The organism is Ruegeria sp. BB5 (genome assembly GCF_056539405.1).
Map to the genome: position 1 here is coordinate 204,650 of NZ_JBQFUX010000001.1, position 20,367 is coordinate 225,016.

22 protein-coding genes and 1 other RNA gene are annotated in these 20,367 nt (G+C 58.6%); 12 read left to right on the plus strand and 11 right to left on the minus strand.

Features of this window, described 5'->3' with window-relative positions; all coding sequences use genetic code 11:
* The first annotated feature begins 12 nt into the window (after positions 1-12).
* Positions 13-428: RNase P RNA component class A (gene rnpB / locus ACR0DL_RS01015), an RNA gene on the plus strand.
* Between the two features lie 9 nt (positions 429-437).
* Here rnpB and ACR0DL_RS01020 read toward each other — a convergent pair.
* The 3 genes from ACR0DL_RS01020 to ACR0DL_RS01030 form a co-directional block, all read right to left on the minus strand.
* Positions 438-770 (minus strand): GYD domain-containing protein, encoded by a 333-nt coding sequence (locus ACR0DL_RS01020; RefSeq protein ID WP_480687182.1) that lies wholly within the window; start codon positions 768-770, stop codon positions 438-440.
* A gap of 85 nt (positions 771-855) precedes the next feature.
* Positions 856-1,677, minus strand: a complete 822-nt coding sequence (locus ACR0DL_RS01025) for a DUF2182 domain-containing protein (RefSeq protein ID WP_170395553.1) — start codon at positions 1,675-1,677, stop codon at positions 856-858.
* Between the two features lie 11 nt (positions 1,678-1,688).
* Positions 1,689-2,324 carry a DUF1326 domain-containing protein gene (locus ACR0DL_RS01030; RefSeq protein WP_170395555.1) on the minus strand — a complete coding sequence of 212 codons (636 nt, stop codon included), beginning with the start codon at positions 2,322-2,324 and terminating at the stop codon, positions 1,689-1,691.
* Positions 2,325-2,604: 280 nt separating this feature from the next.
* On the opposite strand from ACR0DL_RS01030, the gene rpmG reads away from it, so the two are divergent.
* Both rpmG and ACR0DL_RS01040 read left to right on the plus strand, forming a co-directional pair.
* Positions 2,605-2,772: a 50S ribosomal protein L33 gene (gene rpmG, locus ACR0DL_RS01035; protein ID WP_037309480.1), complete on the plus strand. Its 168-nt coding sequence runs from the start codon at positions 2,605-2,607 to the stop codon at positions 2,770-2,772.
* Between the two features lie 73 nt (positions 2,773-2,845).
* Complete coding sequence (locus tag ACR0DL_RS01040) at positions 2,846-3,481, plus strand: hypothetical protein (RefSeq protein WP_480687184.1); 636 nt, start codon at positions 2,846-2,848, stop codon at positions 3,479-3,481.
* A 178-nt stretch (positions 3,482-3,659) separates the two neighbouring features.
* On the opposite strand, the gene ACR0DL_RS01045 is transcribed toward ACR0DL_RS01040, so the two are convergent.
* Positions 3,660-4,439 (minus strand): Bax inhibitor-1/YccA family protein, encoded by a 780-nt coding sequence (locus ACR0DL_RS01045; RefSeq protein ID WP_170347951.1) that lies wholly within the window; start codon positions 4,437-4,439, stop codon positions 3,660-3,662.
* 182 nt (positions 4,440-4,621) lie between these two features.
* Positions 4,622-4,831, minus strand: coding sequence for a DUF1127 domain-containing protein (locus tag ACR0DL_RS01050; RefSeq protein WP_170347952.1), 210 nt, complete (start codon positions 4,829-4,831; stop codon positions 4,622-4,624).
* 127 nt (positions 4,832-4,958) lie between these two features.
* On the opposite strand from ACR0DL_RS01050, the gene ACR0DL_RS01055 reads away from it, so the two are divergent.
* Entirely contained in the window at positions 4,959-5,840 is an 882-nt protein-coding gene (locus ACR0DL_RS01055; protein WP_170347953.1) for a LysR family transcriptional regulator, read from the plus strand.
* Here ACR0DL_RS01055 and ACR0DL_RS01060 read toward each other — a convergent pair.
* A complete protein-coding gene (locus ACR0DL_RS01060) occupies positions 5,837-6,793 on the minus strand; it encodes an NADPH:quinone oxidoreductase family protein (protein WP_480687186.1) in 957 nt (318 codons plus the stop codon). The genes ACR0DL_RS01055 and ACR0DL_RS01060 overlap by 4 nt on opposite strands.
* Positions 6,794-7,131: 338 nt before the next feature.
* On the opposite strand from ACR0DL_RS01060, the gene ACR0DL_RS01065 reads away from it, so the two are divergent.
* The 3 genes from ACR0DL_RS01065 (at position 7,132) to ACR0DL_RS01075 (ending at position 9,790) form a co-directional block, all read left to right on the plus strand.
* Complete coding sequence (locus tag ACR0DL_RS01065) at positions 7,132-7,503, plus strand: helix-turn-helix domain-containing protein (RefSeq protein WP_170347955.1); 372 nt, start codon at positions 7,132-7,134, stop codon at positions 7,501-7,503.
* 46 nt (positions 7,504-7,549) lie between these two features.
* Positions 7,550-8,341 (plus strand): histidinol-phosphatase, encoded by a 792-nt coding sequence (gene hisN / locus ACR0DL_RS01070; protein WP_480687188.1) that lies wholly within the window; start codon positions 7,550-7,552, stop codon positions 8,339-8,341.
* Positions 8,342-8,455: 114 nt separating this feature from the next.
* Positions 8,456-9,790 carry an 8-oxoguanine deaminase gene (locus ACR0DL_RS01075; RefSeq protein WP_480687190.1) on the plus strand — a complete coding sequence of 445 codons (1,335 nt, stop codon included), beginning with the start codon at positions 8,456-8,458 and terminating at the stop codon, positions 9,788-9,790.
* Here the strand turns inward: ACR0DL_RS01075 and guaD are convergent.
* Positions 9,787-11,076 (minus strand): guanine deaminase, encoded by a 1,290-nt coding sequence (guaD, locus tag ACR0DL_RS01080; RefSeq protein WP_480687192.1) that lies wholly within the window; start codon positions 11,074-11,076, stop codon positions 9,787-9,789. The two genes, ACR0DL_RS01075 and guaD, sit on opposite strands and share 4 nt — an antisense overlap.
* A gap of 140 nt (positions 11,077-11,216) precedes the next feature.
* Between guaD and mgtE the strand changes: the two genes are divergently transcribed.
* Positions 11,217-12,611, plus strand: a complete 1,395-nt coding sequence (gene mgtE, locus ACR0DL_RS01085) for a magnesium transporter (RefSeq protein WP_170360390.1) — start codon at positions 11,217-11,219, stop codon at positions 12,609-12,611.
* A complete protein-coding gene (locus ACR0DL_RS01090; RefSeq protein ID WP_480687195.1) occupies positions 12,608-13,171 on the plus strand; it encodes a 5-formyltetrahydrofolate cyclo-ligase in 564 nt (187 codons plus the stop codon). Before mgtE ends, ACR0DL_RS01090 begins: the two co-directional genes overlap by 4 nt.
* Positions 13,172-13,176: 5 nt before the next feature.
* Here ACR0DL_RS01090 and ACR0DL_RS01095 read toward each other — a convergent pair whose 3' ends face one another.
* The gene (locus ACR0DL_RS01095; RefSeq protein WP_170347960.1) at positions 13,177-13,410 is read right to left on the minus strand and encodes a putative hemolysin; all 234 of its coding nucleotides are present in this window, start codon (positions 13,408-13,410) and stop codon (positions 13,177-13,179) included.
* An 89-nt stretch (positions 13,411-13,499) separates the two neighbouring features.
* On the opposite strand from ACR0DL_RS01095, the gene ACR0DL_RS01100 reads away from it, so the two are divergent.
* From ACR0DL_RS01100 to ACR0DL_RS01110, 3 genes are all read left to right on the plus strand, one after another.
* Positions 13,500-14,315, plus strand: a complete 816-nt coding sequence (locus ACR0DL_RS01100) for a TIGR00282 family metallophosphoesterase (protein ID WP_226688733.1) — start codon at positions 13,500-13,502, stop codon at positions 14,313-14,315.
* Between the two features lie 90 nt (positions 14,316-14,405).
* Positions 14,406-16,184, plus strand: coding sequence for an SLC13 family permease (locus ACR0DL_RS01105; RefSeq protein ID WP_480687197.1), 1,779 nt, complete (start codon positions 14,406-14,408; stop codon positions 16,182-16,184).
* 95 nt (positions 16,185-16,279) lie between these two features.
* Entirely contained in the window at positions 16,280-17,020 is a 741-nt protein-coding gene (locus ACR0DL_RS01110; RefSeq protein ID WP_170347963.1) for a YbaY family lipoprotein, read from the plus strand.
* Between the two features lie 9 nt (positions 17,021-17,029).
* On the opposite strand, the gene ACR0DL_RS01115 is transcribed toward ACR0DL_RS01110, so the two are convergent.
* From ACR0DL_RS01115 to ACR0DL_RS01125, 3 genes are all read right to left on the minus strand, one after another.
* Complete coding sequence (locus tag ACR0DL_RS01115) at positions 17,030-18,691, minus strand: FAD-binding dehydrogenase (RefSeq protein WP_480687199.1); 1,662 nt, start codon at positions 18,689-18,691, stop codon at positions 17,030-17,032.
* A gap of 11 nt (positions 18,692-18,702) precedes the next feature.
* Positions 18,703-19,560 carry a bile acid:sodium symporter family protein gene (locus tag ACR0DL_RS01120; protein WP_170374406.1) on the minus strand — a complete coding sequence of 286 codons (858 nt, stop codon included), beginning with the start codon at positions 19,558-19,560 and terminating at the stop codon, positions 18,703-18,705.
* 72 nt (positions 19,561-19,632) lie between these two features.
* Positions 19,633-20,367, minus strand: coding sequence for a glutamine amidotransferase (locus tag ACR0DL_RS01125; RefSeq protein WP_480687201.1), 735 nt, complete (start codon positions 20,365-20,367; stop codon positions 19,633-19,635).

The following is a 20,367-nucleotide window of genomic DNA, read 5'->3' on the forward strand; positions in this document are numbered from 1 at the left end:
CCCACACCCCGCGCGGAGGGCCGGATGGCCGCTGGGGCGTATGCCCGAGAGGAAAGTCCGGACTCCACAAGACAACGGTGCCGGGTAACGCCCGGGCGGGGCAACCCGACGGAAAGCGCCACAGAAATCAGACCGCCGCACCATTGCAGAGGTTCGCCTTTGGCAAAACGCGGTAAGGGTGAAACGGTGGGGTAAGAGCCCACCGCGCCGCTGGCAACAGCGGCGGCACGGCAAGCCCCACCGGGAGCAATGCCAAATAGGGTCCTCGCGCGGGCCGGTCGGCGTCAGCCGATACCGCCGCTAAGCGCGTCTTGGCCGAGAGGGACCGGGTTGGCAGCTTGAGCCGCGCAGCAATGCACGGCCTAGAGGAATGGTCATCGAAGGGGGTAACCCTGGAACAAGATCCGGCTTACAGGCCCTCCGCGCTTAGATCCCGATTAACGGCCCGGCGCCTTGTAGGCTCCGGTCAGTTTTGCGGCTTTTTTGGTCACAGCGACAAAGTCCTTTGCCTTCCATGCGCGCACGGTTTCAACTTTTGACACCGCGCCTGATGCTGCAACGGCCATGCCTATAGCAACTGCATCCGTGCTTTCCGGCAATTCGCTGACAACCACCACGTCATTGTCGCCAGAGGTCATGTAAAACGCCACCAGCTTACCGCCGGCTTTTTTCAGCAATGCCCTGATTGCGCCCGAACGGTCCACGGGTTTCTTAAGCATTCCCTTAACGCCTTCCGGCGAATAGGACGCGTAGGTGATAAAAATAGGCATGACTACCTCCTGTCAAAAAAGTTAATGCAGAACCCGAAATTTGGCCGGTCCTTCAGCCCTTATGAACGTTTCAGCCTGTCGCGATCTATGAGATTGCGATCAGCCAAACGCCCACGACGATCAACGCAACACCAGTGAGCGGAACGAACCACCGCACCCGCGGCATCAGCTTTTCCAACGCGACATAAACGGCAATGCCCACAATCCAATAAAGGTTCATCACTCCGCCCACGAACAGCAGCAACATCAACGCCCAGCAACATCCCAGGCAAAACGCACCATGCAGCGCGCCGGTACGAAACGCGCCATAGGCACCGGGCCTGTTATGGTCGGCCAGGAATTGGGCGGGGCTGCGGCAGTGGCGCAGACAGGCGTTTTTCAGGCTGGACAACTGGTACAAACCGGCAGCGGTCAGCACGCATCCTGCAAAAAATTTTGAATGGATCGTCATCATCGGCCCATCGGACAGTCCGACGCTTTCCATCGCCCATTGCGCCCCGGTTGCAATGATGCTGAACACCGCCCAGGCAACCAGATAGCCCGTCAAAAAAAGCAGGCTGAGACGCGACGCCCGCAACTTGTCAGGCCCCATTCGTTTGATCGCCGTATACAACAGAACGGTGGGGGCAGCGCTGGGGGTCATCATGGCAATCATCATGACCCACCACATTAGGAAAACCAGAACGGCGTAGATCGGTGTCCAGCGTGTTTCAGTCGCCATACTCATCGGCTCGCCAATCGGGCCAGCCATTCGGGTCATGTCGATGGCGGACATGTTCATACCGATGCCCGCAACCGTGTACCAGGACGCGCCCAGAATGATCAGCAGAACGCAGAACACAACGATGCCGCTGTCGCGCCGCAGCACCCGATCTACGACTCCGGGACGGGGAGGGGACGTGCTCATGTTAGCCTCCGCTATGCGCCGAGGACTCCGTGGCCTGAGATGTTGAGATGCGCCAAATGCGCGTGTGTTGCGTCAAAGGTTAGGCTGATCGCGCCGCCTGTTGTCTTGGCGGTCCCCGAGGCCGCCTCGGCGTGGCGATACTCGAACCCGTTGGGCAATTGTATCGAGGCACGATGCGGCATGCCCGAGACGATATGCGGGATCGGGCTGACCTCTACATCGAAGATACCCGAAACTTTGGCGTATCCAGCACGCTCATTCCGATCCCATTTCAGTTCGATCGGGGCGTACAGTGTTTCATGTTTTGTCGGGGCCATGGCGCTATAGACGTACCACATGGTCGCCATTTCGTCGGTGTCTTCACCTTTCATGATGGCCTCAATAGCGGCGCGCTGGTCGGCGCTGGCGGCTTCGTCAATGATCAGCTGCATCTGGCCGTTGCCTTCGTGAATGGGGCCAGGCCAGTGGTACACGCCAGCCGCGCGTACTCCAGCAAGATCGGTGTCGCCATAGTTCCCGGACTCGATATCGAACACGACAACAGCCTCGCAATTGCCATGGCTTGGAAGGACGCTGAACTGACACGGGCAACCAAAGTTGCAGTTGCAATTGGCCAATTCTTCACCCTGAAGTTTCCATTCCGTCATGATAGCCCCCCAAAAACATGCTTAAAACCTCTGCTCGCAGAGGGTTTCGCCTGTTGCTGCCGTTTCGAAATACGAGCCTGTCGTCGGCTTCTTTGTGGGATAGAACGGCGGGACCTTATCACAGAACCGTGATCGCGCCAAACCGGGGCAGGGTGCGACTGCAGGAATTGTGCGCGTTGTGCGCGGAATCTGGTTGACTCGGCTGCGCGACCGAGTAAAAGCGCACGCTCATAGGAATTCAACCGAAAGGCCCCTGCCTTTCCGGACGCAGGAGATAACCATGGCGAAGCCGACGACAATCAAGATCCGTCTGAACTCGACCGCGGGCACGGGCCACTTCTACGTGACCAAGAAAAACGCGCGCACCATGACCGAGAAAATGACCATTCGTAAATACGATCCGGTCGTTCGGAAGCATGTCGAGTATAAGGAAGGCAAGATTAAGTAATCTGCCGTCCAGCTTGGACAGTTTTTTAAAGGGTTCTGCCGCGGCAGGACCCTTTTTCTTTGCGCATATCCCGATGGGATCGCGCTTGTGGCGTTTCGCGCCGTTGCAACGAAGCATCAGCGATTGGGGCAATCGGATCGTCGACGGGTTGCTTTTTTTGACGTCTTACTCATACGCTTCAACAACTCGTTCCAAAATGTTGGCCGCCATGAAAAAAATCTTGTTATCCACAATAACCGTTCTGGCCCTTGCAGCCTGTGAGGATCCATTCAACCGTCAAGGCGTCGGATTCACGGGAATCGACGGCGAACCGCGTACCCTTTCGGATGTGCCGGGCACGGCAGCCTTCCTGCCGCCCGCGACGAACGTCCCGGCTGAACTGGCATTGTTGCCCACAATCAATGTGACAACGGACGCAACTGAAATCGATAAAGTGGCTCGGGTCGCGATCGACAATGCCGGGCAGAACACCGACGATGCCGTTCATCTGAGCGCGAGCGGAGCCAATCTGTATCTGAGCACAGTTGACGTGAATGGCACCCTGTTTGGTGTATTGCGCACTTCCAGCGGTAAGGTGAACAACACCTACGGTGGAGGCTTTGGACAGAACGTCGAGCAGTTCACTGGTTGTCTGCCGGCGGGTAATGTGTATCGCAAGGGCAATTCCAAGCGCAGTTCGGGCTTTGCCGTTCCTTTGAACTGCAGCTAAGACACCTGCACAATTCAGTTTTTGAAGCCCCGCCATCAGGACGGGGCTTTTTCTTGTTCGGTCGCCAACTCGAGAGCCACCCTACTTCTGGGGTCGCACAAGCGGCCAAGTGGCGGCCAAATGAAAAGGCGGGTCGTTTTGGACCCGCCCTGATTGATTGGTGCAGTGTTGAAGCGCGTTATTCTTGCTGCCCCATGAACATCAGCAGGAACTGGAACATGTTCAGGAACGAGATGTACAGGCTCAGCGCTCCGTCAATTGCGGCTTTGTTCAACCACTCCTGATCACCATGGGTCGCGTGCGCAATGTAGGTGTTCTTGATGTCCTGCGTGTAGAACGCGGTCAGACCAGCAAAGATCAGCACACCGATTGCCGAGATTGCGAACATCATTGCAGGCGATTGCAGGAAGATGTTGATGACCATCGCCACCAGCAGGCCGATCAAGCCCATCATCAGGAACGTGCCCATGCCGCTCAGGTTGCGCTTGGTGGTGTAGCCAAAGAGGCTCAGGCCAGCAAAGGCAATCGAGGTCACGATGAACGTCTGTGCGATCGAGTAGGGGGTGTAGATCATGAACACCGAGCTCATCGACACGCCCATTACGGCGGCGAAGACGAAAAAGCCCAGCTGTACGGCTGCAGCCGACCCGCGCCGCATAAGTGCGCCCCATCCGAAGATTAGGAAGGCCAGAGGCGAGAAGATCACAACCCATTTCAGCGGCGACATGAATAGTGCCCCACCCAGGCTGGTCAGGTAACGGTCAGCGCCGATCTGGGCCACTGCGTTGGTCGGATCAGACGTCACAGCAAGACCGGCAATCGCCCATGCGGCGAGCGCCGTGATCAGCATGCCCACAGACATCGTGCCGTAGACTTTGTTCATATGGGCGCGCAGGCCCTCGTCAATCTGGGCAGCGCGCGTACCGGCAGCCGTCCGGATCGTGTCAAATTGTGCCATTAAAGGGTCTCCCTTCACATAATTCTTTTCGCGGTCCGAAACCCGGACCCCGTTCCCAGCAAATATCGGCAACTGCGGCCCGTGTTTCAAGAGTTTAGAGTGGGAAACCGGTTAAAACATGCAACAAAATGGCGACCTGCGTCAGCGGGCCGCCATTCAGTCGGAAAACATGAGTGTCAGGGTCATTTTTGCCAGAATTCCGGTGCATCCCAGAAGGGGCGAGCGGCTTCGGCATCGGCCTGTTCGCGGGTGATTCCGATATCTTCTAGTGCTCGTGCATCCAATCTGGCCAGCGTGCAACGCTGGCGACGCAGCGAGAACGCATCCAACAACATGGTCAGGCCAAAACGACGACGGGGCGGGCAAGGTCTGTGAATTGCAATTTGGGTCATAATATATGTCCTTTCATTGATCCTCGATGAGTTTTTGCTTTCTCATCAAGTTCCTTGATTTATATGGCGCACTATGAGACATTTTAAAAATGAATGTTTTTGAAGTGATGCATAAGGATTCGTGAACATGCGGAATTTGGACATTACGACATTGCGATCGTTTGTGGCGGTGGCGGATCAGGGTGGAGTGACACGTGCCGCCGGGTTCCTGCACCTGACGCAATCAGCCGTTTCAATGCAGTTGAAGCGTCTGGAAGAGCTGCTGGGACTGGAACTGCTGGATCGCAGTGGCCGAACCATCGCGCTGACAGCTTCCGGAGAACAACTGTTGGCTTATGCCCGCCGGATGATTGCGTTGAACGATGAGGTGATCTCGAAACTCACTGACCAAGCCTTTGAGGGCGAAGTCGTTCTGGGTGTGCCGCATGACATCGTTTACCCGGCTATTCCGCGTGTCCTGCAGCGTTTCAACGTGGATTTCCCGCGGGTGCGGGTGCAGTTGATTTCTTCGTACACGATGCAGTTGAAGGAAATGTTCAAACGCGGCGAATGCGATTTGATCCTCACAACTGAGGCAAGTGCCGGCGAGGGGGGCGAAATCATCGCCGAATTGCCGTTGCGCTGGATCGGGGCGCCGGGTGGGTCGGCGTGGCGCAAGCGGCCGATCCCAATAGCGCTTGGCCGTCGCTGCATGTTCCGGCCACAGGTCATCGCGGCATTGGATGAGGCTGGCATCCCGTGGGAGCTGTCGGTTGAAACCGAAAATGATCGCACCATCGAGGCGACCGTTGCCGCTGACTTGGCCGTCCACGCCATGCTCGACGGAACCGAGGCTGCGCATTTGGTTCAAATCGATGATGGCGGTGTATTGCCTGAGCTGCCCGAACATATGATCAACCTGTACGGAGGCGATACCGGACGCGGGCCGTTGGTTGAGGCACTTGCAGCTTTGGTTCGACAGAATTTCCGCATGCTCGGCAGTGCGCCCCTGAAGGCTGTGGTCGGTTAGGGCGTAATCACGACCTTGCCGGTTGCCGCACGGTCGCGCAACAATTGCAAGCCTTTCTCGATATCCGACAGGGGCAGCACGTGGCTGATATGCGGCTTGATCCGCCCTTCGGCACACCACCGAAACAACGTGTCAAAACTGTCCTGAACGATCTGCGGCCGAAAGGTCAGATAACCACCGATGTAAAAGCCGATCACCGTCAGGTTCTTAACCAGCAGATGATTGGCCGGAATCTGCGGCACATCTCCGCCTGCAAAACCGATAGGCAGCAGGCGGCCTTCGGGGTTGGTGGCGCGAAAGGCGGCTTTGAACACGTCGCCGCCAACGGCGTCATACACCACGTCCGCTCCGCCCAGTTCCTTGACACGCGCGCGTAAATCCTCGGACGCATCAATCAGGTGATCCGCCCCCGCTGCCTGAGCGACCGCCAGTTTGTCTGCGCCGCGCGCCTGCGCAATTACGGTTGCCCCCATCAGCTTGCCGATCTCGACGGCGGTCAGCCCAACACCGCCAGCCGCGCCAGTGACCAGCAGGGTTTCTCCGGGTTGTAATTGGGCGCGGTGATCCAGGGCGATGTGACTGGTGCCATAAGCGATCTGAATCGCGGCGGCGTCCTCAAAGCTGACCGAATCGGGCAGGGGAATTGCGCGTTCAGCGTCAAACACACCGAATTCTGCCAGGCCGCCCTGACCTGAATAGAACGCAATGCGATCACCGGCGCTCAGATGCGAAACGCCGGGACCTGTTGTTTCGACCACGCCGGCGATTTCCATTCCTTGAGTGAACGGCGCGGGCGGCGTGTCCTGGTACGTTCCCTTCTGCATCAGCAGATCGGCAAAGTTCAGACCGCATGCCTTGATCGCGACACGGACCTGGCCTTCTTGTGGGGTCGGCACGTCAATGTCGCAAAGCTGGGCGGCGGCGTCCGTAGATGAAATTCTATAGGCCAGCATGGTCGGGCTCCTGTGGTTTGGCGCATAGGTTCGTGCTGACCGGGGAATGTCAATCGCTTACCCGGCGCGGCGGAAAGGACTGTGTGGATGACGTCTCAGGCTTCCCTACGGTAACTGCGTGTGCGGGATCGAAAGGGCACAACCTTAGTCCTGTGCATGGCGAAACAGATTCAACCTTCTTGAAAAAAAGCCCAAAAAGAGCAATATTGTCCCAGGTGCTGATTTGGGGGGCATGTTCCTGATTAGGGAGTGGTTAAGGGCGGCTCGCTAGTGTTGCGGTAGTACATGCATGTCGCACACCCGAATTAGTTGTGTGTGTAGTTAAGAGGAGAATACCAATGACCCATCACGTCGATGTCCATGTGGGCAAACGCGTCAGGCATCGCCGCTGGCTGATTGGCATGACCCAACAGCAGTTGGCGCAGCAGGTTGGTATTAAGTTTCAACAGATTCAGAAATACGAGACCGGGGCCAACCGGATCAGCGCGTCGCGCCTTTGGGACATTGCCGAGGCATTGGATGTTCCCGTCAGCTTTTTCTTTGAGGGTCTGGAAGAATCTGAAAAGGAAACAGCCGGCAAAAAATCGGTTCCGGCCGATCTGATGGGGGACAAGGAAGCTCTGGATCTGGTGCGCTCTTACTATGCGATTCCGGAAAACCAGCGCCGCCGCTTGTTCGAACTTGCCCGCGTCCTGAGCGACGTCGCCTGAGAGAACCGGGGTTGACTCTGGCACGTGTGATCCGCACGGGTAGCGCATGCAAGAGACAACTTTAAGTGATCTGGATGTAGCCGAAGAAATGGCCGACGCGGCGCGTGCGGCCATTCTTCCGTTTTTTAGACAATCAAATATTGAGACTTCGAACAAGCTGGTCGACGGCTTTGATCCGGTCACGGCCGCGGATCGGAACGCGGAAAAGGCCATGCGCGAGGTTCTGGCCAAGCACCGCCCCGATGACAGCATTTTCGGCGAGGAGTTCGGCCAGACTCAGGGCAGTTCCGGCCGGACGTGGGTGTTGGACCCGATCGATGGCACCCGCGGTTTTATCAGCGGCACACCGACATGGGGCGTGCTGATCGCGCTGAGCAACCAGAACGGGCCGTTCTTGGGCGTCATTGATCAGCCCTATATCGGCGAACGTTTCCTTGGATCAGTGGATGTTGCACAGGCGACTGGGCCGACCGGAACTATGCCGCTGAAAACTCGCAAAACCTCCAGCCTGGATCAGGCCATTCTGTTCACGACCTTCCCCGAGGTCGGCACCCCTGAAGAACGCGCCGGGTTCGAGGCTGTGGCCCAACAGGTGCAACTGACCCGGTATGGCATGGATTGCTACGCTTACGCTTTGCTGGCGGCGGGGCAGGTCGATCTGGTGATCGAAGCGGGCCTGAATGCTTATGATGTTCAAGCCCCCATTGCGGTGATCGAGGCCGCAAGTGGTATCGTGACAGATTGGCAAGGTGGTCCAGCCCATGAGGGCGGACGGGTGTTGGCTGCGGCAAATGCCGAATTACATGCGGCGGCGCTAAAGCTTCTGCGCAACTACTGAAACAGCTTGTCGGGTTAAGGCTGGTCAGGTAATCTCTGCCCGGCTGGTTCTTATGCCCGTTTTCCGCCAGCCCATACCTTCTTGCACGAAACGGGCGGATGCAAGGAGGGCGACATGACCGAAATCCTGATCAAGAACGCAGACACCATCCTGACGATGGATGACACACGCCGCGAGCTTTCCGGCGCGGATATCCTGATCCGCGGTGGACAGATCGACCAGATCGGCCACGGACTGCAAACAACCGGAGAGGTGCATGACGCCACAGGATGTGTCGTCACGCCGGGTCTGGTGAATACCCATCACCACCTTTACCAAAGCCTTACCCGTGCGGTGCCCGGTGGGCAGGATGCGCTGTTGTTTGGTTGGCTTAAGACGCTTTATCCCATCTGGTCCCGCTTTGGGCCCGAAGAAATGTTTGTCTCGGCCCAGATCGGGTTGGCCGAGCTGGCGCTGTCAGGGTGTACACTCAGTTCCGACCACCTTTACCTGTACCCCAACGGTGCCCGGCTGGATGACACGATTGCTGCCGCCGCCGACATCGGAATGCGATTCCATCCGACGCGCGGTGCGATGAGTATCGGAGAAAGCGACGGAGGTCTGCCGCCCGACGCCTTGGTCGAAAAAGAGCAAGCGATTCTGGACGACATGATCCGTGTGGTCGACGCGTTTCATGACCCGTCCGAAGGCGCAATGTGCCGTGTAGGGCTTGCACCGTGTTCGCCATTTTCCGTCAGCCGTGACCTGATGCGCGATGCTGCGCTTCTCGCTAGGAACAAGGGCGTTATGCTGCATACTCATCTAGCGGAAAATGACGAGGACATCGCCTATTCGCAGGCCCAGTTTGGCTGCCGTCCGGGCCAATATGCCGAGGATTTGGGCTGGACCGGCACGGACGTCTGGCACGCCCATTGCGTCAAACTGGATGGGGTGGAAATAGACCTGTTCGCCAAAACACAAACCGGCGTCGCGCATTGCCCCTGTTCCAATTGTCGGCTGGGTTCGGGAATCGCGCCGGTGCGCGAGATGCGGGATCACGGCGTGCCTGTTGGTCTGGGCGTGGATGGTTCAGCCAGCAATGACAGCGGCAACCTGATCCTCGAGGCGCGTCAGGCCATGCTGTTGCAACGGGTAGCCAACGGCGCGGATGCCATGTCGTCGCGCGAAGTGCTAGAGATTGCGACACGCGGTGGTGCAGATGTGCTGAACCGTCCTGATTGCGGACGTCTGGAACCCGGAAAACGCGCTGACATCGCGATTTGGGACACAAGCTGTATCGAAAGCGCCGGCAGTTGGGACCCGGCGGCTCTGTTGTTGGCCGGGCCAGTGAAGGTCAAGCACCTGTTCGTCGAGGGCCGCCAGATCGTGTGTGACGGGCATGTCACCAGTTTGGACATGCCCCGCGTGATCGAGCGGCAGAACCAGCTGGCCCGCGCCCTGCAAGTCTAGTTGGAAACGCGTTGACCGGCGATCCAGACCTCTGCGATCGCCCGGTCATCGCCCATCATGATGGTGGGAAAGATAGCCTCCCACAGGTTCTCGGCGCAGGCTTCGCGCTGGGCAATGGCGGGGGTCGAGGCGAGGTCGAGCACGATCAGATCAGCCTCCATCCCCGGTGCAACGTTGCCGATGCAATCGTCCATCCGCAGCGTGCGTGCTGAGCCAACCGTGCTTAGCCACAAAAGTTGCGCGGCGTGCAGCGGCGCCCCGCGCAGTTGTCCGATTTCATAAGCTGCTGCCATCGTTCGCAGCATCGAAAAACTGGACCCGCCGCCGGTGTCCGTCGCCAACCCGACGCGATGGCCGTCACGCATCAACCCCGCCATATCGAACAAGCCAGAGCCGATGAATGTGTTCGAGGTCGGGCAGTGGATTAGCGCCGCGTCGACCTCGCGCAGGCGATCGCGTTCGCGTGCTTCAAGATGGATAACGTGGCCATACAGGCCGTTCGACCCTAATAGGCCAAATTTTTCATAGGTATCCAAATAATCGCGTGCCTCGGGGAATAGCTCGCGGACCCAGGCGATCTCATCGGTTTGTTCGCTCAGGTGGGTTTGCATCAGGCAATGCGGGTAATCGGCCCAGAGCGCGCCCATGGCTTCCAGTTGTTCCGGTGTGGACGTGGGCGAAAAACGTGGGGTGATGGCATAAGACAGGCGATCTATGCCGTGCCAATTCTCAAGCAGCTTCTGGGACTGATCAAAACCCGTTTGCGCCGTGTCCCGCAGCCCCTCGGGCGCATTGCGGTCCATGCAGGTTTTGCCCGCCACAACCCGTTGGTTGCGCTTTTGCGCGGCGGTAAAAAATGCATCAACGCTTTCGGGGTGAATGGTGCAGAAACTGCACATGGTCGTCGTTCCATGCGCAGCTGTCAGGTCCAGATACCGGTTGGCGATTTCACCGGCATAGGCCGGATCGCCGAACTTCATCTCTTCGGGGAAGGTATAGGTGTTCAACCAGTCGATCAGACGTTTGCCCCAGCTGGCGATCATCGCGGTTTGGGGATAGTGGACATGCGCATCGACGAAACCTGCCATGATCACGTTCTGGCCGTGATCCACCACGTTGGCCTCGGGGTTGTTGGCGCGCAGGCTTTCGGCATCCCCAACAGCGGATATTCGGTCGTCTTCAACCAGAACGGCCCCGCTGATTTTCACGGCCTCGGTCGGTTCTCCTTCAAAAGGGGAACCCGTAAAGCTCAGAACACGACCTTTCAGCAGCGTTTTTTGCGCCATTTTCATCCATCTCCGCCTGATTAGGACTGTGAAACAGCATAGGCGGGCGAAACTTGCCGGTAAATCGGCGCATTGTCATTGTTTTCCGGTAGCTGCTTCTTCTAATTAGGGGGCAATGAGCGCGCGAAACGGGGGCAGACATGACAACAGGCTTTGATGAACCCGTAACCGAGTCCACAAGTGACGAAGACGTCTATGCGCTGGATCGCAAGACTGTGGCGGATATCCTGTATGCGGTCGAAGTGGATGATCGCGACAAACTGATCGAGCTGATGGATCCGCTGCACGCTGCGGACATCGCCGACCTTCTGGAACAGATCAGCCCTCAGGAACGCGCCCAACTGATCCGTCTGTACGACAAGGAATTCGACGGCGATATCTTGTCGGAACTGGATGAGGCCGTTCGTGAAGAGGTTATCGAGGTTCTGCGCCCGGACGTTCTGGCCGACGCTGTACGGGACATGGAAAGCGACGATGTTGTCGACCTTCTGGAAGACCTCGAAGAACCGCAGCAAGAGGCCATCCTTGACGCACTGGAGGATTCCGAACGGATCGCGGCCGAGCAGGCGCTGTCCTACCCCGAAAACTCGGCCGGCCGCCTTATGCAGCGCGAGGTTGTCATGGCCCCCGAACATTGGACCGTTGGGCAGGCCATCGACTTTATGCGGGCCAATGACGACTTGCCGGAACAGTTCTATCACGTTGTTTTGGTCGATCCCCGGTTGAAGCCGGTAGCGCAGGTCATGCTAGGCAAGCTGATGGCCGCTCGGCGTGAGGTGCCGCTGCACGACATCGCCGAAGAAGAGTTCCACACTATTCCTGTCGATCAGGACGAAGAGGACGTGGCATATGCGTTCAACCAGTATCACCTGATCTCGTCGCCCGTGGTCGATGCAGACGGGCGGCTGGTCGGTGTGATCACCATCGACGACGCGATGGTTGTTCTGGATGAGGAATACGAAGAGGACATGCTGCACCTTGCGGGTGTCAGCAACGAAAGTTCGCTGTCCGACAGCGTTGCCGCGACCAGTAAGCGGCGTCTGCCTTGGCTGGCGGTGAACCTGTGTACGGCGATTTGCGCCTCGCTGGTGATTTCCCAGTTCGAGGCGGCGATTGATCAGTTGGTGGCGCTGGCCATTCTGATGCCGATCGTGGCGTCGATGGGCGGCAATGCGGGCACTCAATCGCTGACAGTTGCAGTGCGGGCTTTGGCGACGCGCGACCTTACGGGTTCGAACGTATTGCGCGTGATCCGGCGGGAACTGCTGGTGGGGATGCTGAACGGCCTGTGTTTCGCCATCGTTTTGGGAACCGTGGGGATGATGTGGTTCGATTCTGCAATGCTGGGTGTCGTGATCGGCGCTGCCTTGGTCGTAAACATGATCATCGCTGGGTTCGTCGGTACGGTAGTACCTGTGGTGCTGGACCGATTGGGCGCTGACCCGGCGCTTGCCTCCGGCACCTTCGTGACGACTACAACGGATGTCATGGGGTTCTTCCTGTTCCTGGGGCTTGCCAGCGTGGTGCTACTGTGACCGATCTGACCGAAATCAAAGCCGCTGCGCGCAAGGTGGCTTTTGCACGCCGCAAGGTTGCTTTTGACACCCGCCTGCCCGGTGCTGCGGGGCGCTTGTCCGAGGTTCTGGCCGGACACCGTGGCGTGCCTCTGTCCGGTTATATGCCGATCCGTACCGAGATTGATCCAGTGGCGGCGATGGCAGAAGCCTCGGCCTATGGTCCGGTTGGTGTGCCGGTCATTCAGGCTGCCGGTCAGCCACTAAAGTTTTCGCGCTGGACGCCTGAAGGCACGCTGAAGGAGGGCCCGTTTGGGGCCAAGGTGCCCGAGGTCGACGATTACTTCGACCCCGAAATTCTGATCGTCCCATTGGTTGCTTTCGATGCGCTGGGCGGGCGGCTGGGCTATGGCGGCGGTTTTTACGACCGCACGTTGCAGGGTCTGCGCGCCAAGCGCCCGACACTGGCCATTGGCTTTGCCTTTGACGCGCAAGAGGCCAAAGAGCTGCCGTTAGAGCCCACGGATCAGCCGCTGGATATGGTGATTACCGAGAGCCGGGTTCTGACGTTCTCGGGCTGATCGCCTTAGCTCGGGTGGTTCTCACGGAAGAACTCCCAGGCATCCACCTCGCGCCCATCCGGCAGAATGCAAACGCCAGTTTGGCCGTTGTCACCGTCGCGTATCTCGTACTGTGCGCCGCTGTCGATGCAATAGGTCGCCGCGGGGTTCGCCAGTTGCGTGGTGGAATCGGTTGCTGGAGTTTCGTCGCAGGCGGCAAGTGCGAACAGGCCAGCAACGGCCAAAAGGATGCGAGTCATCAAGATTCTCCTGTTTTAAAGGCTTTGGCAGATTATGCAGGCAGCTTAATCACTTGTGCTTGGTCATTGCCACACTTAGGACAGGTTGGATGAGGATACTTTTTCTGGGTGACGTCATGGGCCGTGCGGGACGCACGGCCATTCAGCAACATTTGCCGCGTTTGCGCGACGAATGGCGGCTGGATTTCGTTGTGGTCAATGGCGAGAATGCCTCGAACGGGATGGGTCTGACCGGCGATCATGCCAAGCTGCTGCTGGACGCGGGCGCGGACTGTCTAACGCTGGGCGATCACGCGTTCGATCAGAAAGATATGCTGCAATTCATCGAGAGCGAACCGCGTATCGTGCGCCCGGTGAATTTTGCGAAGGGTGCGCCGGGGCGGGGGCATCGGCTGTACACCGCGCCGGGTGGGCGCAAGGTTCTGGTGGTGCAGGTTCTGGGGCAGGTCTTTATGAAACGGCCCTTTGACGATCCGTTCTCGGCGGTTGAGCCCATTCTGAAGTCCCACCCGCGTGGCGGGCAGGCCCAGGCGATCATCGTCGATATGCATTGCGAGGCCACGTCTGAGAAGATGGCGATGGGCCATTATTGTGACAAACGTGCAAGCCTTGTGGTCGGCACTCATACGCATGTTCCAACTGCGGATGCACAGATCCTGCCGGGTGGCACGGCGTATCTGACCGATGCGGGGATGTGTGGCGACTATGACTCAGTGATCGGGATGGACAAGGTCGAGCCGATGCGCCGCTTTATCACCGGCATGCCCAAGGCGCGGTTCACCCCGGCCAATGGCGAAGCAACGCTGAGCGGTGTGTTCGTTGAAACCGATGACCGCGACGGACGGGCAAAATCTGTGCAAATGGTGCGCGTCGGTGGGCGTTTGCAGCAGGCCGGGCCGCAATAAGGCGATGTCAGGCTTGCTCTGCCGCGCGCAATGCGTGAAACTGGCTGCCGGGCGCGCAAGCCAGGCTAGGGTTCGGACAGAATACCAAGAATGCAATTCCTTCAACTGACAGAAACAGGCAGCGCAATACTGGCGCTTTTGGTCGTCGCGGGCATGTTCGTCATGTTCCTGCGTGAGGTCTACCCGACCGAGGTCGTTGCCATCGGCGGTGTCGCCATCATGCTGGTGACGGGTATCTTGCCGTATCAAAGCGCGCTGGCGGTTCTATCCAACCCGGCGCCGTGGACGATTGCGGCGATGTTCATCATCATGGGGGCTCTGGTGCGCACTGGTGCGCTGGACGCATTTACCTCGACCGCGCAAAAGCAGGCACAGGTAAACCCGCGTTTCGCCATCGGGCTGCTGATGGCGTTTGTTGTGCTGGCGTCGGCCGTGGTGTCGAATACGCCGGTGGTTGTCGTGATGATCCCGGTATTTGTACAGATCGCGCGCACGCTGAATGTTCCGGCCTCGAAACTGCTGATCCCGCTGAGCTATGCAGCGATTTTAGGCGGCACGCTGACGTTGATCGGAACCTCGACCAACCTGTTGGTGGATGGTGTGGCCCGTGCGCAGGGGATGCCCGCCTTCACCATTTTCGAGGTGACCCCGTTGGGCATCGCTCTGGTGATCTACGGTATGGTCTACCTGCGCTTCATCGCGCCGCGCCTGCTGCCGGATCGGGACAGCATGGCGACGTTGTTGTCTGACCGATCCAAAATGAAGTTTTTCACCGAGGCTGTCATTCCGCCTGAAAGCAACCTGATCGGTCGAGAGGTCACAGGGGTTCAGCTGTTCAAGCGCCCCGGTGTGCGGCTGATCGACGTAATCCGCGGGGATGAGTCGCTGCGGCGTAATCTGAAAGGTGTTGAGCTGAAACTTGGCGACCGTGTCGTTCTGCGAACTGAAATGACCGAATTGCTGAGCTTGCAAAGCAACAAGGAACTAAAGCGCGTCGATCAGGTCTCGGCCGTTGAGACCAAGACGGTCGAGGTTCTGATCACCCCAGGTTGCCGCATGGTGGGTCGGACGCTGGGTACGCTGCGTTTGCGGCGTCGGTATGGTGTCTATGTGCTGGCTGTACACCGACGGAACCAGAATATCGGGCGTCAACTGGATGATCTTGTGGTGCGGGTCGGCGACACGCTGCTGCTGGAAGGATCGCCCGCTGACATTCAGAAACTCGCCGCCGACATGGACATGGTCGACGTTTCGCAACCGTCGGCACGTGCGTTCCGGCGAAGCCATGCCCCCATTGCGATTGGCGCGCTGGTCGGTATCGTCGCCTTGGCCGCGTTGGGTGTCGCGCCGATCCTGTTGCTGTCGGTTCTGGCAGTTGCGGTGGTCCTGATCACGCGCTGCATCGACGCGGATGAGGCATTTTCTTTTGTCGAGGGCCGCTTGCTGGCGTTGATCTTCTCGATGCTGGCCATAGGGGCCGCGCTGGATAAATCCGGTGCTGTATCGCTGATTGTCGAGGCGATTGCTCCGGGCCTCAGCTCATTGCCGCCCTTCCTGATCATCTGGGCCGTATACCTGCTGACCTCGGTGCTGACCGAACTGGTATCAAACAACGCGGTGGCCGTGGTGGTGACACCGATTGCCATCGGGTTGGCTCAGGCGGTCGGGATTGACCCGCGCCCGCTGGTGGTGGCGGTGATGGTGGCGGCCTCAGCCTCGTTCGCGACGCCGATCGGGTATCAGACCAACATGATGGTTTATGGTCCGGGCGGGTACAGGTTTGTCGATTTCATGAAGGTCGGCATTCCGCTGAACCTGACTGTTGGGCTGCTGGCGTCGTTGTTGATCCCGCTGATCTGGCCCCTGTAAATCAGGCGTGGAATCGCCGATTTGGATCACTAGGTCTTGTAAATACTGATCTGGCCACGATCTTTTCTCCAAAGTGGAAGTGAAAGGATTGTGTCATGCCATTTCCAAAGCTCGGCCAGGCCATCGTTGTCTGCGCTCTTGTCCTGACTATTTTGGGCAGCCAAAGCCATGCTGGAACCGTAACGGGAACCGCTGCCTATCGCGAGCGGATTGCCGTGCCGCCCGATGCGACGCTATATGTCGAGCTTCAGGATGTCTCTCTGGCCGATGCACCGGCAGTGTCCCTTGCTGCAAAACGCTATGCAATGGACAGCGTTCCCGCGCAGTTCGAGCTGACATTCGATGACGCGCTGATCAAGGACGGGCACCGCTATGTGGTGCGGGCCTCGATCAGCCAGGGGCAAGACCTGCTGTTCACCACCGATACGGCCTATCCGGTTCTGACCGATGGGGCAGGAAATTCCGCAGACCTTATGCTGGTGCAAGTGCAGGGGGGAAACATGCTGGACAACACGCAGTGGACGGCCGCCGCCCTGAACGGTGCACCGATTGAAGCAGAGCGCCGCCCAGAGATTAACTTTGCCCAAGATGGTGCCTTTTCAGGCAGCGGTGGCTGCAACCGATTCAACGGGCAGGCCGACATTTCCGGTGCGACTATCACATTCCCTGACAATATGGCTGCCACGCTGATGGCGTGTCCTCCGGCCTTGGAAGAGGTTGAGCGGCAATTCTTTCAAGCCTTGCAAAGCGTCACCACTTACGCGGTTGAAGGCGATGCGCTGGCCTTTCTGGATGCCGCAGGCGAACCGGTTATCAAATTCGTGCGCACCCGGTAGGCGGGGCCGTCAGGCGACGGCCCTTGATCGCCCGGCATTGCGGCCCGAAAATATGCAGCCGCCCAGAAACGAGCCTTCCAGCGCGTTGTAGCCGTGATAACCGCCGCCGCCAAACCCGGCGACTTCGCCTGCGGCAAACAGGCCGGGCACAACCTGACCATCCGCGCCGATCATCTGGCTGTCGAGATTGGTCTGCAATCCACCCAGCGTTTTGCGTGTCAGCACGTGCAGTTTCACGGCGATCAGCGGGCCGTTTGCGGGATCAAGAAACTTGTGCGGCTTGGCGGTGCGGATCAGCTTGTCGCCACGATAGTTGCGAGCAGCCAGAATGGCGGCCATCTGCGCGTCTTTGGTAAAGGGGTTGTCGACCTGTGAATCCCGCGCCTCGATCTGCGCCCGCAAATGGGTCTCGTCGATCAGACCACCGCCCATCTGGTTCATACCGCTGACCAGTTCGGTCAGAGTGTTGGCAACAATGAAATCTTCACCATGTTCCTTGAATGCCTCGACAGGCGCGGTGGCTTTTGAGCCGGTCAGGACGCGCTGGAACAGCACCTCGCGCCAGCCGCCATCTGTCATGTCTGGGTTCTGTTCCGAACCCGACAGGGCGAATTCCTTTTTGATCACCTTTTGGGTCAGCACAAACCAGCTGTATTCATATCCTGTTTTAAGGATCTCCTGCAGCGTGCCCAGCGTGTCGAACCCCGGCATGAAGGGCGGTTTCAACCGATTGCCACGCGCGTCAAACCACAATGAGCTGGGGCCGGGCAGGATACGGATGCCATGCGCGGGCCAGATCGGATTCCAGTTCCGCACACCCTCAGTATAGTGCCACATCCGGTCGCCGTTGATGACGTGCCCGCCGGCCTTTTCGCTTATGGGAATCATACGACCATCCACGTGAAACGGAACGCCCGCCACCATATCTTTGGGCGGCTCACCCAGCCGATCGCGGGGCCAGCTTTTGCGTACCATTTCAAAATTGCCGCCGATCCCACCCGAGGTAACGATGACCGAGGGCGCATAGACCTCGAACTCACCCACTTCATCGCGGTTGGTTTTGGCACCGTGGGGTGCCGTGTCATCGGCTAGAACCTCGCCCGAGACCCCTTTGGCGCAACCGTTCTGCATAATGATGTGGCTGACCTGATGGCGGAATTTTAACTCGATCAGACCGGCGCTGACATGTTCGCGCACGCGTCGGACAAAGTTCTTCAGAACGCCCGGTCCGGTGCCCCATGTGATGTGAAACCGCGGCACTGAATTTCCATGACCATCCGCATAGGACCCACCGCGTTCAGCCCAACCAACGATGGGGAACCAGCGCAGGCCCATCTCATACAGCCACGGACGCATTTCACCTGCGGCGAATTCCACATAGGCCTCGGCCCATTTGCGGGGCCATGCGTCTTCTTCGCGGTCAAACTGCGCGCTGCCCATCCAGTCGCGCAGCGCAAGGTCCTGACTGTCTTTGATGCCCATCCGGCGCTGTTCTGGCGTGTCGACCATGAAAAGACCGCCCAAACTCCAATGCGCTTGCCCGCCCAGAAAATGCTCAGGCTCCTGATCCAGCACGATCACCTTCTTGCCACGATCCCCCAACTCAGCCGCAGCGGCCAGCCCGGCCAGTCCGGCGCCCACGACAATGGCGTCAGCAGTAGTGTTGGTCATGTCTTGTCCTTTCAGCGGCTGCGGAGCCAGGCGATATAGGGCAGGGCCACGACATACATCATGATCCCGTAGACGGCTGAGGGCAGAGCCAGCGGGCTGAACCCGCTGTCTGTCCCGGTGATCAGCGCCGCCAACGTGATCCCCAGTGTCGAATTCTGAATGCCGGTTTCAATTGAGACCGTTTTGCTTTCCGTCCACGACAGCTTCGCGGCACGGGCAATTCCCAATCCAATCGCCAACAGCGCAACGTTCAGCGTGATCAGACTCGCGCCCATGATCCCAAGGTTGTCGACGAACAACTGCCAGTTCCCGGCAAGCGCGGCGATCACGATCAGAACGAAAAGAACGGTGGCCGTCTTGGACAGCGGCGCGTCGATCCGTTCGGCAAATCCGGCTGCGAAATGGCGCAGGCTGACACCGATGGCGACGGGCAGTGTGGTGATCAGGAACATTGCAATTGCCAGCCCGGTGATCGACACGTCGGGCGCGTCTTCGCCCATGAAGTGAGCGATGGTCCAAGCCGCCAAAACGGGAACGGTAATCATGGACAACAGGCTGATCACGGCAGTCAGGCTAACCGACAGCGCGACATCGGCCTTGGCCAGTTTGGACAGGATGTTGCTGGTGACCCCTCCGGGGCAAAAGCTAAGCAGCATGAACCCCACCGCGATCTCGGGCGGCAAAGCGAAGAGTTTGACTATGATGAAGGCGGCGACGGGCAGCAAAACAACTTGGCTTAGCGCGCCTATGGCAAAAGGATAACCCCGGCGCAGCACCCGTTGGAAGTCAGATACCTGAAGCCCAACACCAAGGGACAGCATGATAATGGCCAGCGACAACGGCAGCCCGACATTTATTAGCAAATCCAAGAACAACTCCTCCCTCAGCCGTTCGGATCAGCCTAAGCGAGTGTTCAAGGCGCAGGCAACCGCGCCGTTAGGTCACATGTAGCGTTGGGCGAAACGGTGCAGGATTTCGCCGGGCTTGGTGACCTCGGCGGCGTGACAGATATCGATCAGGCGCTGGGCGTCTTCGGGCGGGAAGTAGCCGAAATCCTTGTAGATATTGATGCGCTGTTCGAAATCTTGCGCGTTGGCCTCGGGGTGGAACTGCGTGGCATACACATTTTGACCCCAGCGGATCATCTGAAACGGACAGGGGTCCGAGGCCAGCAAGTGGACACATCCGTCGGGCAGGGACTGCACAGCCTCTTTGTGGCCGACGAAAGCCTCGAAACTGTCGCCCAGCCCGGCGGTCAGCGGGTCAAGCGCGCCTTCATCTGTCAGTTGGCAGGTCGAGGGGCCGACGGGTTCTCCGAACTGTTTCTTGCTGACATCGCCGCCCAGATGCGCCGCGAGAATGCCCAATCCGTAACAGCAGCCCATGAAAGGGTGATCATTCGCGGTGATCTGCGGCATCAAACCCATGATGGCCGCTTCGATACCTGCATCCATCTCAGATTTCGTCGCCGGATCATCACTGACGCAACCGGGGCCTCCACCTACGATAACGCCGGCATAATCTGTCACATCCAGACCCGCAGGCAGGTCCTGACAATCCAGACGGATACGATGGGTCTGGTCCGGCGACAGGCCAGTCTTGTCCAGTATCGAGGCGTATTCGGCGTCCGAAGCTTCGGTCTCGGGACGCAGTTGCAGGATCAGAAATCGTTTCAT